The sequence below is a fragment of the Tangfeifania diversioriginum genome (genome assembly GCF_900141875.1).
GTDB lineage: Bacteria > Bacteroidota > Bacteroidia > Bacteroidales > Prolixibacteraceae > Tangfeifania > Tangfeifania diversioriginum.
Genome location: NZ_FQZE01000052.1, coordinates 1 through 14,246 on the forward strand (window position 1 = coordinate 1; position 14,246 = coordinate 14,246).

Genomic DNA, 14,246 nt, shown 5'->3' on the forward strand with positions numbered 1-14,246 from the left:
TAATATTTTGTTTGCACTTTGAAGCTAAATTGTGTGACTTTTTTGTATGTAATTTATTGACAATCAATTGTTAATATTGTTTTTCAGCAAACCTTAACTTACATCCTGACCGACAAAAACTGCTTGATTTCTTACTGGTTTTTTTGAAACTTTGAGAAAATTTTAAAAGATGACATTCGAAAAAACATGCGAAATTAGCAACAATGAACTACGATCAAACTTCCCAAAAAATTCAGGTCAGTTAAAAAAAATCCGTGTAATTGTGGAGGAAGCTGAAACTGAAAGAAGTAAAAAAAATCAGTTGCTCAAAAAAGCTTCATCTGATCCTCTTTTTAATTCTGACATAGAAGAAACGACCATGGATAAAATTATTCACAAATGAGTAACATTGTGATTTTCATGTGGTTACATCGAATACATTTAAAAATTAACAATTATAATGAGATGAAATAAAAAATGACTTCCAGTATTCAGATAAGGAAGCGATATGAAGTAGTACTTCAAAAAATGATTGTTGAAGCAATTAGGTTTCAACTGGGCATTGACTAAATCCGCAGCAGTTTTACCGGTACATTTTCTCCCTCAGCTCCTTAATCCCATCATCCGAAACATAATCATCATAATCCATCAATTTGTCGATGATGCCATTTGGCGTGAGTTCGATGATGCGGTTGCAGGTGGATTGTATAAATTCGTGGTCGTGCGACGACATGAAAACGTTTCCCGGGTATTTTACCAGGTTGTTGTTAAACGCCTGAATCGATTCCAAATCTAAGTGATTGGTGGGGGTGTCGAGAATCAATGCGTTTGGATTGAGCAGCATCATTTTTGAAATCATGCAGCGCATTTTTTCACCGCCCGACAATACTTCCACTTTTTTATGTACCTCATCGCGGGCAAATAACATTTTCCCGAGGTAGCTCATGATGTAATAATCGGTGGTGTCGTTGGTAAACTGGCAAAACCAGTCGAAGAGACTCAGATCGCTTCGGAAAAAATCAGCATTATCCAAAGGTAACCAGGCCGACGTGATGGTTTGTCCCCATTGAAAAGTGCCTGAATCGGCTTGTTTTTTTCCGTTGATGATTTCGAAAAGTGTCGTCATTGCCCGGGGGTCTTTAGACAGAAAAATGATTTTATCCCCTTTATTTGCCACAAATTCAACATCTTTAAAAAGCACGGTACCATCAATGCTGGCGCTCAGTCCGTGCACATCGAGGATTTTATCGCCCGCTTCACGTTCCGGGGTGAAAATAATGCCCGGGTATTTCCGGGTTGACGGCTCAATTTCTTCGATATTGAGTTTCTCAATCATTTTTTTGCGGCTGGTGGCCTGCTTCGATTTTTTTACGTTTGCACTAAAACGGGAAATGAACTCCTGTAATTCGGCTTTTTTCTCTTCAGCTTTTTTGTTCTGTGCTTTTTGTTGCCGCAGCGCCAACTGGCTGCTCTGGTACCAGAAGCTGTAATTTCCGGCAAATAATTTTATTTTTCCGTAATCGATATCGACAGTATGTGTGCTGACAGCATCCAGAAAGTGACGGTCGTGCGAAACCACCAACACTGTATTTTCATAATCTGAAAGGTAATTTTCGAGCCACGAAACAGTTTCCAAATCGAGGTCGTTTGTGGGTTCATCGAGCAGCAGGTTGTCCGGTTTTCCAAAAAGTGCCTGGGCCAGTAAAATCCGCACCTTCTGTTTTCCGCTCATGTCCTTCATCTGCGTGTAATGATATTCCTCGTTAACTCCCAGGTTGCTTAACAAAATTGCAGCATCGCTTTCGGCGTTCCAGCCATCCATTTCACCAAATTTTTGTTCAAGGTCGGCGGCTTTCATCCCGTCCTCATCCGAAAAATCGGGCTTGGCATACAACGCTTCCTTCTCCTGTATTAAATCCCAAAGTTGTTCGTGCCCTTTCATCACGGCGTGAATGACCAAATCTTCATCAAAGGCAAAGTGATTTTGGCTCAGTACTGAAAGGCGCTCACCGGATCCCAAACTAATTTGGCCTGAAGTGGCGTCAATTTCACCTGAAATGGCTTTCAAAAAAGTTGATTTACCTGCCCCGTTTGCACCAATAATACCGTAGCAGTTTCCTGCAGTAAATTTCAGGTTCACATCCTGAAATAGCACTCTCTTCCCAAACTGTATCTTTAAATCTGCAACTGTAATCATCCGTATAAATTGATTTAAAACTGTTCCCTTTTTCTTTTCTGAAAAAAAAGGTGTGCAAACGTAGTGATTAAAATGGTTTTACTACGCCAAAAAATTGAATTCCGAAAATTGATAACATTGAAGTTGTCCCGAGAATCGGGATTACTGAATCTTAGTCGTCCCGATAGTCATCGGGAGAGATAGGGATTATTTGTATAGCAGTGCCAACGATTGTGAAGGGGAGAAGGGATTTTTAGATAATGTAATTGTTGCAAAATAGCACCACGCGATGCTCTGAAGGAATCACTGTATGGCAGTCGCGCGGCAGCGGTGAGATGAACAACTGGTTGCTGTTTTTTTTTTTTTACATTGTTGAAAAAATTTCATAAAAGCTCCCTGTTTTTTGCGTACGCAGAAACACAAATGTTTTAATATTATCCATTCATTTTACTTGTTTTTAAATTTTGAATTCAGATTCATTAAAAATTGTTATACCGATGCAAATAAAAAAGGTCGTTTCCGCACAAAAAAAGAAATTGCAAACTATACTCAGCCCACAGGAACAGGCATTGGGCGAAATCATTTTTAACAACGGGCAGTGCCAGATGCTGGCGCAGTCGGTATCGCGCTTTGATCTGATTGTGGTCGATGAACGGGAAAATGAAATAGATGAATACTCCCTCAATATTGAATTGCCGGAAGAGGATGACGCTGTATCAGAAACCGGCGCAATTTATCCGTATTGCGGCAACGACCCGGTTGAGTGGGACAAGTACGCGTATGCTTGTCTTTTGCAGGTAGAAAGCGAAACGCAACTGCTTAATCCAAAAGAGCATCTGGAGCATAAAAAATATTCCCGTCAGGGAATGATTAAGCGGGTGCTAACCGAGCGGCGGCAAAAAGCGGATAAGGCGGAATACCGCATCAAGTGGGCCGGTAATATTTATGGCGACCACATCCTGACCAACGAAAGAGGGGTAAAATACAAAGTGTTCCTGCGTGATTTTGAAAGCGAAACCGGGTACAGCGACAGCATGGACGCTAAACTTAACAAGCTGGGTACTACCAAGCACATCATGTTTGCATTCAGAAAACTAAAAGAAAACAAAACGCTTTACAACCGATTGGGTAAAACATACCCGTTTGTGGAAGTATTTTGTGACCCGCTCAACGATTATAAAATTACCTGGTACTACCCGCACAAACTTCCGGTTGACGAGCAACTGCTGATTTCAAGGTATTTTAAAAATGCCAGTTGCATAGAAGATGCTCAAATTACCGGATTCCTGAAGTTTATCGAGGAAGCTGCTGATTTTCCGCACATCCGCATCCGTCCAGAGGTGGCCGAAAAAGTGGAAGCAGCTTTTGAGCAAGAGATGCTGTTGAGTCTTCGCGATCAACACATCCCTGATTACAGTATGATAAATGCCGATCTCTATCCTTATCAGAAAGAAGGCGTCGAGTTTGCACTGTTTCGCAAAAACGCCATTATTGCGGATGAAATGGGGCTGGGAAAAACCATTCAGGCCATTGCCACCGCCATCCTGAAAAAGCGAATTTTCGGGTTTGAAAAAACACTGGTGGTATGCCCGGCATCGCTGAAAGAGCAGTGGAAAAAAGAGGTGGAGAAATTTTCGGACGAAAAAGCGCTGGTAGTGCAGGGATTTCCCGACGAGCGAATTGCACAATACAAAAGCAGTGAACATTTCTTTTTCATCGTGAATTACGAAACCGTGCTGCGCGACCAAATGGCCATCAACAGTGCCGGCATCGATTTTTTGATTCTCGACGAAGCACAACGCGCCAAAAACTACGAAACAAAAACTGCCGCGTCGCTGAAACGGTTGGAGGCCAAGCATAAACTGGCCATTACCGGCACGCCCATCGAAAACCGGCTCATCGATATTTTTTCGGTGATGGGTATCCTCGATCCCCAATTCCTCGGGCCGCTTTGGGAGTTCTCGTACCAGCACTGCCTGTTCGATCCCAACCGCCACAATAAAATAAACGGTTACTATAACCTTCAAAAACTCAATAAAAAACTGGAAAAAATATTGCTCCGGCGCGAAAAGCGTAAAGTAATCGATCAGTTGCCTCATCTTCAGCAACACGACATTCCGGTGGAGCTTTCGCCGCTACAGGCCGATTATCACGGTTCGTATGCCAGCGGGATTGCTGCCATCCTGCGCAAAAAATTTATGACGCCATACGACATGCAAAAAATGCAACTGCTGCTGGCCAGCATGCGTATGGTTTGCGATTCCACTTACCTGATTGACGACGAAACCAACGAATCGCCAAAACTGGAAGAGTTGCAGCATATTCTCATTGAAAAATTAGATGTGCCCAACCGCGATACCAAAATCATCATTTTTTCGGAGTGGATTAAAGTACACAAGCTCATCGGGAAAATCCTCCGCGAAAACAACATCGGATTTGTGGAGCTGAACGGCAAAATACCTGTAAAATCGCGTGGCGAACTCATTCGCAAATTTGAAACCAACCCGCAATACAAAATATTTTTATCGACCGAAGCAGGCGGATCGGGGTTGAATCTTCAGGTGGCCGACACACTTATCAATTTTGAACTTCCGTGGAACCCGGCCAAAAAGAACCAGCGCATTGGCCGCATCGACCGGATTGGGCAGAAAAGCAATAAACTTACCATTTATAATTTCATCACACGCAACTCCATCGAAATGAAAATTGCCTCGGGCTTGCTGGTAAAACAGAGCCTTTTTGATGGCGTGCTGGGCGAAAGCGGGCAAACCAATTTTGTGGATTTCAGCACCAAAGGACGCTCGCAGTTTATTCAGCAATTAGAAGAATTTGTGAATGAAATTGAAGAAACCGAACCGGAAAATTTGGAGAAACCCGAAGTCGCGGAAGAACCCGGGATCTTGCAGGAGAAGGTTGCCATACAAAAACCAACCGACGAAATCGACCTCTCCGAAGACGCTGCCGAACCACAGGAAGACCCTGCCACAGCTCCCGCAGAAACCACCGGTGGTAACGGCCAGGGCGGGAATGCCAGTGCTGAAGATATGGAGCAGGTAATGAACAACGGAATGCAGTTCCTTTCAGGCTTGTTTAAAATGGCCACCGGGAAAGAGATGGGCATGGAAGGCCAAAAAATAGAAGTAAACAAAGAAACCGGCGAGGTGACCATGAAATTTAAGCTGCCGGTGTGAAAGGGGCTTAGCGGTTCGATCCGCTGAGCGCGTAAAGGGAACACAGGCAAAACTATTGCTGAGAGGATTGTATGGTAGATTTTGCATTTTTCAGGCATCTGTAACAATAGTCAGTGGTTGGATAGGGCTGGTGTACGACAAATTCCACGATTTATAAAGCGATCCAGAGCATTCATTCTTTTTTTCACCGGCGCTTTAGCCTGGTGATTATCTTTCTCAGTGTCTTTTGCGGCTTTAGCATTTAATTCCTTTAACGGCTAAAGCCCTTTTGTTTTTGACTCTCTCTGTTCACCGGGCTGAAGCCACGGTGTAAAAATCCATTTTTTCAGTGGCTCATAACATTATTGCATTTGTTGTGCACCCGATAAGGCCGATAGATTATGCAACCGGTTTTGCATTTCAAATCATTTATTTTAATTTTGGTGGTATAGATATTGAAAAAATAGTAGTATAATGGAAAAAATAACGTTAAGCTTGCACAATGCTTCGTTAAAAAAGCAAATTAAGGCTTATGCACAAAAAAGAGGTCTGACCGTTTCCGGCATTGTTGAGAACTACCTGCAGAATCTGATAAAACTGGAAAGACAAAATGCTGAAACGGATTATAAATTGCCAGGGGAATTGGATTCGTTACTTGACGGCATTGAAGTAAATGATGAACTGCAAAAAAAAGATTACAAAACATTAAGAGACGAAATGTATGCCAGCCGTTCCGAATAAAATTAAAAGGGTTTTACTGGATGTTAATGTTTGCATCGATATTATTGTAAATCGCTCGCTTTCGCCCGAAACCAAAAAGGAATTGTTTGCTGTTTTTATTCAAAATAAAAGTGAAGTTTTTGTGCCTGCATTTTCCATCGATACTGTTTATTATATCCTGAACAGCTCCATGAAAATTGATAAACAAGTAGCCAAAAATGCGATTCAAAAGCTTTTAAAATTTACGAAGTTGTTACATACCACCGATGAAACGATCCACAAGGCATTTGTTTCCAATTTTTCTGATTTTGAAGATGCGCTGATAAATTCACTCGCAGAAACCAACAAAATGGATGTGATTCTTACCAATAATATTTCAGATTTCTCCAAATCATCCTTACTTGTTTATCGTCCAGCTGATTTTATTGCGCTATTCAAATAAATGGTTTAAGCTATTTTCTCCAAACTTCCCATCAACTCATACGCAATTTTATTGCTCTCAATCCGCATCATGCTTTCTTCGGCGCTGCCGTAGCTGAGCAGATTAATACTACCGTACCAAACAATTTTTTGGTCGATGATAGCAAATTTTTGATGAATGTTCGGTTTGTAAACCAGGTGAATGCCAGAAGTTTCTATATGTTTGGTTGCTTCTTTCCAGGCGGTTAAATCTTTGTTTTGGAAGTCTTCCACCGAACGGGTTACCACAATAACTTTCACTTTTTTGGCAAGGGCAGGTTCCAAATTACGCATGATTTGCTGCGTCCTTCGTTTGGTAACAAACTCCTTTTTTTATGAAAAATGGGGGTTAAAATGCAACTTTAAATTTTCGTGGATAAAAAAACTAATTGCCAATATTTTCAATTCCTTTTTTAATCCTTGAAATTGTTTCCTCTTTCCCCAGTATTTCGCAAATCGCAAACAAATCAGGCCCCATGTTTCCGCCCACCAGGCAAAGCCGCAGCGGGTTCATTACCGCGCCAAAACCCCACTCTTTTTCATTCATGAAAGCGGAAAACTGTTCTTTGATTGAAGCCGCTTCCCACTTTTCAACCGATTCAAAAACGTTGATTATTTCTGAAAGTTTTTCAGGAGTATCTTCCTTCCAGCGCTTTTTTATGGTTTTCTCGTCGTAAACTTCGGGGGCCACAAAAAAGTAGTAGCTCTGGTTCCACAGGTCGGACACAAACTCGCAGCGCTCTTTTACTTCAGCAACAATACGTTCCAATTTTTTATTATCGGCCGAAATTCCTTTTTCTTCCAGAAGGGGTTTGAAAAGTGCGGCCAGTTCTTTTTTCGTTTTTTGCTGAAAATAGTGATTGTTGAACCACTTGGCTTTTTCAGGATTGAATCGCGAGCCGGATTTCACCACGCGGCTTAAATCAAACTGTTCAGTGAGTTCTTCCAGCGTGAAAAATTCCTGCTCGGTTCCGGGGTTCCAGCCCAGCATTGCCAGCAGGTTAACAAACGCCTCCGGAAAATATCCTTCTTCGCGGTAACCTATCGAAATCGCACCGGTTTTTGGGTCTTTCCATTCCAGCGGGAAAACCGGGAATCCCATTTTGTCACCGTCACGTTTGCTGAGCTTCCCTTTGCCCTGCGGTTTTAAAATGAGTGGCAGGTGCGCAAATTTGGGTTTGGTATTTTCCCAACCCAGCGCTTTGTAAAGCATCACGTGCAAGGGCATTGACGACAGCCACTCTTCGCCGCGGATGACGTGGGTAATTTCCATTAAATGATCATCCACCACATTGGCCAGATGATAAGTTGGCATTCCGTCGGATTTAAACAGCACCTTGTCGTCGAGGATGTTGGTGCTGAAAGTAACTTCTCCGCGGATGATATCATTGTCTGTTACATTTTCATTTTCAGGCATTTTAAACCGAATGACATATTTTTCACCGGCGGCAATTTTTTGTTTAACTTCTTCTGCCGGCAAATTCAATGAGTTATTTAAAGTGTCCCGGGTAGAAATACCGTACGAAAATGTTTCTTTTTTGGCTTCGGCATTTTTACGGAGCTGTTCCATCTCTTCTGGCGTATCAAAAGCAATGTACGCCCAACCCGCTTTAACCAGTTGATCGGCATATTTTTCATACAATTCCTTGCGGTCGCTTTGGCGATAAGGCCCAAAGTCTCCTCCTGCTTTCGGGCCTTCATCGGGAATCAGTCCGCACCATTCGAGGCTTTCTTCAATGTATTCCTGTGCGCCGGGTACAAACCGGTTCTGGTCGGTGTCTTCAATACGCAGAATAAAGTCACCACCGTGTTTTTTGGCAAACAGGTAGTTAAACAAAGCGGTTCTCACACCGCCCATGTGCAGCGGCCCGGTTGGACTTGGTGCAAACCGCACCCGTATTTTTTGATTGTTCATTGCTTATTTTTTGAATTTGGTGCAAAGATAGGAGAAATTGAGGGAATGTATAATTTTGCAATCAACGCTGTATTTTATCAATGTTTGTTTCGGCTGATTTGTTTTATTTTGTAACGGGTGAGAAATTAGAAACCGAGGCGGTAGCCCAATTTGCCTACTGCATTTTGCCAACTGCCTATTTTACTTTAATTTGAAATTTGAATCTTTAAACGAATAAAAAATGTACGGAAAAATAAAACAAGACCTTCAAAACAATCTCGAAGAACTGAAAGAACAGGGGTTATACAAAACAGAACGGATTATTACTTCATCGCAAAGTTCTGAAATTGAAGTAGGAGGGGGGCAAACAGTATTGAATTTTTGCGCCAACAACTACCTCGGTCTGGCCAATCATCCTGAAGTTGTAAAAGCAGCACAGGATATTATGAATGACTGGGGATTCGGTCTTTCATCGGTGCGATTTATCTGCGGAACTCAGCAGATTCATAAAGAATTGGAAGAAAAGGTGTCTGAATTTTTGGGCACTGAAGATACCATTTTGTATTGTGCCTGTTTCGATGCCAACGGCGGAGTTTTTGAGCCGTTGCTCGGGCCCGAATCAGCAATAATTTCCGACGAATTGAACCATGCTTCTATTATCGATGGGGTGCGCCTGTGCAAAGCGCAGCGTTTTCGCTACAAACATTCCAATATGGAAGAACTGGAACAGTGCCTGAAAGATGCTTCGGAAGCCAAATACCGGCTCATAGTTACCGACGGCGTTTTTTCAATGGACGGCGATCTGGCCAACCTTCCTGAAATTGTGGAACTGGCCGATAAGTATGATGCGATGGTAATGGTGGACGATTCGCATGCTACCGGGTACATCGGAAAAACGGGCCGTGGCACAGCCGAACATTACGGGCTGCTCGGGAAAATTGATATCATCACTACCACTTTTGGTAAAGCGATGGGTGGCGGAAACGGCGGCTGTACTTCAGGCCGGAAAGAAATTATTGACATGCTGCGTCAGCGTTCGCGACCGTACCTGTTTTCAAATACGCTGGCACCGGCAACCGTTGGCGCTACGCTGAAAGTTATCGACATGCTTTCTGAATCGAGCGATCTTCCGGCAAAAACCATGGCCAATGCCAAGCATTTCCGCAAAAAAATGGAGGCTGCCGGGTTTGATTTGGTGAAAGGCGACACTGCCATTGTGCCTGTGATGATCTACGATGCCCCGCTGGCGGTGAAATTTGCCGATGAGTTGCTGAAAGAAGGCGTTTATGTAATTGGTTTTGTTTACCCGGTTGTTCCAAAAGGAAAGGCCAGAATCAGAGTGCAGCTTTCTGCCGCACATACTACCCAACAAATCGACAAAACAGTTGAGGCATTTATAAAAGTAGGGAAAGAGCTGAAAATTATTTAGTTATTTCTGTTTTGATGAATTTGAAAAAAACAGTTAGCACCGTCCTTCGGGGCGGTGCTTTTTGTTGGTACAAAAAAATCTGTCAAAGCAGAATTATTTTATCCCCTGAATCGAGAGCGTGGAAATATCCTGTTCTGCTTTTTCGGCTTTTCGTTTAAACTGGCCGGCCGTAAGTTTTTTGACTCGAATTTTTATCTGTCCGTTTTTTCTGTGCGTTTGAAATTGCGCCACGTTAATTTTTATTCCGTCTTCCGACCTTATTTCACTAAACACTGGCCGGAAATTTTCAGAGTCAATTTTTCGTAATCCCCTGAATTTTATTGAAAAATAACCTTCGGTTCCCTGGTAGTAGTAGGTTTTTTTGCCGGGGGCATAAGCTGCTTTTGTCATTGTGCTTTGCCGGGGTTTTTCTTCAATCCATTTGCCCCGTTGTTGCGGAAATTCAACAAGCAAATAATACGAGCCCGCATCGAGATACTCGAACGAAACCATTCCTTTTTGGCCGGTTTGCTGAAAAGCCACAGTTCCCCTTCCTGTGCCCGATTCAAGATAGATATTGACAAAAGAGGCACGCTGGCTTGTCCAAAACGGAAAAATTATAATAATTATGAATAGTAGTTGTTTCATAAAATGGTTTTACTTCACTTTTTTGAGGGTTCCCATTTCCAGGGAAACCTCGGCACCCGGAACTATTTCGCCCGGGGTAAACAGAAATTCATTGATAGAAAGAATACCCAAAATGAATAAAAGCAGTGAAGTTTTTATGCAGTTATAAACTTTGAGTTTTTTAATTTATATGATTGTCCGTATGTGTACCCCCATTAATGAATATTTTGTTGATTTCCCGCAGATACCGCAGATAAACGCTGATTTTTTATAAATTTCTGCGAAAATCAGCGCAATCAGCGGGAGATTTACTTTTTAGGTATGTATGCAGGAATTCATTTAATTTAAATTACTGGAAATGTATTGGTTGAACTATGCAATAGCTAATCATCTTCTTCTTCAGTAATTACAGGTGCTTCGTTTCTGATGATGACCATTTTTACATCTTCAGCGTATCTCTCAATCAGTTTTTCAAACGATTTTTCCGTAAGTGCCGAAACTTTCATGGTGACGCTCCCGAATTTTCCGTCAGCTTCAAATTTACCCACTACCAAACGGCCGGGATCATTTTTGTCGGTTTCATACAAGGGTGTGATGTTATCATCATAAAGATTTTTCAGATTCGAAAAACGGATAGTAAAAAAACCACCCGGTTCTCTCACAAAGTAAATATTTTTGTCTTTGTGATAGCCAACATGTAAATCATCAGGCAGGTCTTCGCTTTCGTTTGCCAGTTTTCCTTTTTGGGGTGGCAGTGCCATAATAATCCGGTACATACCTTTGTTCAGGTGGGCAAAAGTGGCACCACCCGCTTTGCCGGTTTTTTGAAACGCAACCGGAATGTCGCTTTCTTCGGGTTCAATATAAATAATTGCATTTTGTACCGGTTTTCCCGGCTTTCCAAATAGTGATTTTAATATTCCCATAATTGTTTTTTTTTATTCAAATTACTCTTATGATGTTAGTGAAAAATATGGTGAATTCAAAATTTTACGCCACTTATTTTAAATTCGGTATTTTGTAACTTTCTTTTTATCAAAAAAATACAAGATGTGAATTTGGTTATTAGCCAATAATGAATTTTGGAGTCTGAAAATCACCGATTACTTTTTTCCCGGAGAAAACCAATTTTGCTTTTAACGGATTAGTTTGAAATTCCCCTATCTTTGCACCAAATTATTCATTATGAAGGAAAAGCTTTTTGGAAAAACATTGACTGAATTGCAGGGAGTTGCAGCAGAGCTCGGTTTGCCAAAATTCACAGCCAGGCAAATTGCCGACTGGCTCTACAAAAAGGAAATTTCGTCAGTTGACGAAATGACCAATCTTTCCAAAAAAGCGCGTGAGCTGATCAACGAAAAGTATGAGTTCGGGCTGACAGCGCCGTCAAAAATCCAGGGCAGTACCGACGGTACCAAAAAATACCTGTTCCCCACGTTTCAGCAGAAATTTATTGAAACGGCCATGATTCCCGAACGCGAGCGTAACACAGTTTGCGTGAGTTCGCAGGTGGGCTGCAAAATGGGTTGCCTGTTTTGCATGACCGGCAAACAGGGTTTCCAGGGGCAACTTACGGCCGGCGAAATTGTGAATCAAATCAAAAGCATCGACGAAGCCAATGAAGTTTCCAACATTGTTTACATGGGCATGGGCGAACCGTTCGATAATCTCGATGAGGTGCTGAAAAGCATTGAAATTCTTACTGCCGGCTGGGGATTTGCCATGAGCCCCCGCCGGATTACAGTTTCAACAATTGGAATAATTCCGGCCATGCTGAAGTTTTTGGAGGAAAGCGAAGCGCATCTCGCAGTCAGTTTGCACACTCCGTTTAACAACGAACGCCGCAATTTGATGCCTGTGGAAGTGGCTTACCCTATTGAAGAAGTGATTGCTGAAATTAAAAACTGGGATTTTGGCCGGCAACGCCGTGTGTCGTTCGAATATATTATGTTTGGAGGTTTGAACGATTCTCCGCGCCATGTGAAAGAGTTGACCCGTTTGCTCAGTGGGCTGAAATGCCGCATCAATCTGATTCGTTTTCATCCCGTGCCGGGCACCCCGCTGAAAAGCCCGGGCGAAGAAACCATTCAGCGTTTTAAAGACGAACTCAATCAAAAGGGAATTTTTACTACCATCCGCGCTTCCCGCGGACAGGATATTTACGCTGCATGCGGATTGCTTTCTACTAAGGAACTTTTATCAGCAAACAATAAAAAACAGCAATAAAAATTGCAAAACAATAAAATATTTCTTAATTTTAGTAGAAAATCAAAAAACCATGACAACTTTCAAAAGAATCAGGGAAGTGTTTTATGTACTGCAAGACAAAGAATCCTATTTTGCTGAGATTAACAGCAAGCAATCGAACCGGTTGATTTTTAAGCAACTGCTTATTATTTGCCTTTTCGGGTTTATTTACGGGCTTGTAATGGGCAGCTACCACAGTGCATTGCAGGCGCTGGTTGCCGGGCTTAAAATGATGGTGCTTTTTATTACAACTTTACTTATTTGTTTCCCCTCGTTTTTTATAATTCAGCAGGTTCTGGGGTCAAAAATGAGTTTCCGAAAGATGGTGGGAATTGTTTTGAGTGGTTTTGTGCTGGCTTCAACCATTACGTTGTCGTTTGTTCCGGTAATTATTTTCTTTCAAATTACGGGAAACAACTACCATTTTCTGCAACTTTTGCATGTGGTGGTTTTTATTTTTGCCGGGTTTTTTGGAATGAAACTGATACTGGAGGCCCTGAAATTTGCCTGCGACAAAAAGAATGTTTATCCGCAGATTGGCGTAACGGTTTTTAAAGTGTGGATTGTTATCCTGGCGTTTGTCGGCATCCAGCTTTCGTGGAACCTGCGTCCATTCCTCGGCGATAAAAACGAGGATTTTAAATTGTTCCGTAAATACCAGGGCAATTTTTACACGGCCATTGTATATTCCTTCGACCAGCTATTTTCCGGGCAGAATGCCGAAGAATACGATTCAAACAAAACAGAAACTAACCAGCCCGCGGCTGAACAAAAAGATACAGCAGATTTTTCATATTTTTTGGAAGATTAAGTTATGGATGAAATAATGACACTTGAAGAAGTTGCAAAATACCTGAAAGTAAAGCCCCAGACTATTTATACCTGGGCGCAAAACAATAAAATACCTGCCGCGAAACTGGGAAAGGAGTGGCGGTTTAAAAAAACGGTAATCGACAAGTGGTTCAACCAGCATTTCGACGATAAGTTTGCCGATTATTTGTAAAATGCTTTACCAGCCTGCTGTTGCAATTAGAATACTTAATTCAATGTCGTTTAGTTAACGCTGTCAAGTCTGTTGACGTTGACAGGTTCAAAACCATAGACTTGTCAGCGTGCGAAGCTCCTGACAACGTCAACCAAATAAAATTAACTAACTAAACGACATTTATACTTAATTAGAAACTGAGAAAAATCTAACCCGGATTATTCACAAATAATCCCTATCTCTCCCGATGACTATCGGGACGACTAAGATTCAGTAAAACTTTTTTTTAAAAGTTCAACTTCATCTAAGTCGGGATTAACCTGAACTTTATTCATATTTTTAAAATTTATGAATAGTTCAGTCTCTCCAAAAGTGGCTTTTTCCTCTTATATAAATACATTAAGTTTGAGATGCCGTGCAGTTGAGGCCGTTTTTAACACTGTTATATTATAACCTCGTTCAGTCTGGCTCTGGTTGACGGTGATCCGATAATTGATTATTTAGAAATCGTAAGGTAGACCACCTAATATGTAATTAGTCAACCGGGCACGGCAATTTCAAATTTAAAATTAAAACTATGA

The 14,246-nt window shown here is 41.8% G+C and carries 13 protein-coding genes; 8 read left to right on the top strand and 5 right to left on the bottom strand.

Going from position 1 to position 14,246, the window contains the following annotated elements; genetic code table 11:
• Nucleotides 1-169: 169 nt before the first annotated feature.
• Entirely contained in the window at nucleotides 170-382 is a 213-nt protein-coding gene (locus tag BUC07_RS19560; protein ID WP_073173866.1) for a hypothetical protein, read from the top strand.
• 180 nt (nucleotides 383-562) lie between these two features.
• Here BUC07_RS19560 and BUC07_RS19565 read toward each other — a convergent pair whose 3' ends face one another.
• Nucleotides 563-2,176, bottom strand: coding sequence for an ABC-F family ATP-binding cassette domain-containing protein (locus BUC07_RS19565; RefSeq protein WP_073173868.1), 1,614 nt, complete (start codon nucleotides 2,174-2,176; stop codon nucleotides 563-565).
• Nucleotides 2,177-2,652: 476 nt separating this feature from the next.
• Here BUC07_RS19565 and BUC07_RS19570 point away from each other — a divergent pair, with 476 nt between their 5' ends.
• The 3 genes from BUC07_RS19570 (at nucleotide 2,653) to BUC07_RS19580 (ending at nucleotide 6,487) form a co-directional block, all read left to right on the top strand.
• Nucleotides 2,653-5,346 (top strand): DEAD/DEAH box helicase, encoded by a 2,694-nt coding sequence (locus tag BUC07_RS19570; RefSeq protein ID WP_139279665.1) that lies wholly within the window; start codon nucleotides 2,653-2,655, stop codon nucleotides 5,344-5,346.
• A 453-nt stretch (nucleotides 5,347-5,799) separates the two neighbouring features.
• Complete coding sequence (locus tag BUC07_RS19575; RefSeq protein ID WP_073173873.1) at nucleotides 5,800-6,066, top strand: DUF6364 family protein; 267 nt, start codon at nucleotides 5,800-5,802, stop codon at nucleotides 6,064-6,066.
• Nucleotides 6,047-6,487, top strand: a complete 441-nt coding sequence (locus tag BUC07_RS19580) for a type II toxin-antitoxin system VapC family toxin (protein ID WP_073173875.1) — start codon at nucleotides 6,047-6,049, stop codon at nucleotides 6,485-6,487. Before BUC07_RS19575 ends, BUC07_RS19580 begins: the two co-directional genes overlap by 20 nt.
• 5 nt (nucleotides 6,488-6,492) lie before the next feature.
• On the opposite strand, the gene BUC07_RS19585 is transcribed toward BUC07_RS19580, so the two are convergent.
• Entirely contained in the window at nucleotides 6,493-6,798 is a 306-nt protein-coding gene (locus tag BUC07_RS19585; RefSeq protein ID WP_073173877.1) for a phospholipase D-like domain-containing protein, read from the bottom strand.
• 91 nt (nucleotides 6,799-6,889) lie between these two features.
• Complete coding sequence (gltX, locus tag BUC07_RS19590) at nucleotides 6,890-8,419, bottom strand: glutamate--tRNA ligase (protein ID WP_073173879.1); 1,530 nt, start codon at nucleotides 8,417-8,419, stop codon at nucleotides 6,890-6,892.
• 220 nt (nucleotides 8,420-8,639) lie between these two features.
• On the opposite strand from gltX, the gene kbl reads away from it, so the two are divergent.
• Nucleotides 8,640-9,827: a glycine C-acetyltransferase gene (gene kbl / locus BUC07_RS19595; RefSeq protein WP_073173881.1), complete on the top strand. Its 1,188-nt coding sequence runs from the start codon at nucleotides 8,640-8,642 to the stop codon at nucleotides 9,825-9,827.
• Between the two features lie 93 nt (nucleotides 9,828-9,920).
• On the opposite strand, the gene BUC07_RS19600 is transcribed toward kbl, so the two are convergent.
• Nucleotides 9,921-10,454: a hypothetical protein gene (locus BUC07_RS19600; protein ID WP_073173883.1), complete on the bottom strand. Its 534-nt coding sequence runs from the start codon at nucleotides 10,452-10,454 to the stop codon at nucleotides 9,921-9,923.
• 362 nt (nucleotides 10,455-10,816) lie between these two features.
• A complete protein-coding gene (locus tag BUC07_RS19605; RefSeq protein WP_073173885.1) occupies nucleotides 10,817-11,359 on the bottom strand; it encodes a hypothetical protein in 543 nt (180 codons plus the stop codon).
• A 259-nt stretch (nucleotides 11,360-11,618) separates the two neighbouring features.
• Here BUC07_RS19605 and rlmN point away from each other — a divergent pair, with 259 nt between their 5' ends.
• Genes rlmN through BUC07_RS19620 form a run of 3 tightly spaced genes read left to right on the top strand, consistent with a single transcriptional unit; the run spans nucleotide 11,619 to nucleotide 13,683 of the window.
• The gene (rlmN, locus tag BUC07_RS19610) at nucleotides 11,619-12,659 is read left to right on the top strand and encodes a dual-specificity RNA methyltransferase RlmN (protein ID WP_073173887.1); all 1,041 of its coding nucleotides are present in this window, start codon (nucleotides 11,619-11,621) and stop codon (nucleotides 12,657-12,659) included.
• A 52-nt stretch (nucleotides 12,660-12,711) separates the two neighbouring features.
• Nucleotides 12,712-13,491, top strand: a complete 780-nt coding sequence (locus tag BUC07_RS19615; protein ID WP_073173890.1) for a hypothetical protein — start codon at nucleotides 12,712-12,714, stop codon at nucleotides 13,489-13,491.
• Nucleotides 13,492-13,494: 3 nt separating this feature from the next.
• On the top strand, nucleotides 13,495-13,683 hold the full coding sequence (locus BUC07_RS19620) for a helix-turn-helix domain-containing protein (RefSeq protein WP_073173892.1): 189 nt from the start codon (nucleotides 13,495-13,497) through the stop codon (nucleotides 13,681-13,683).
• The last annotated feature ends 563 nt before the right edge of the window (nucleotides 13,684-14,246 follow it).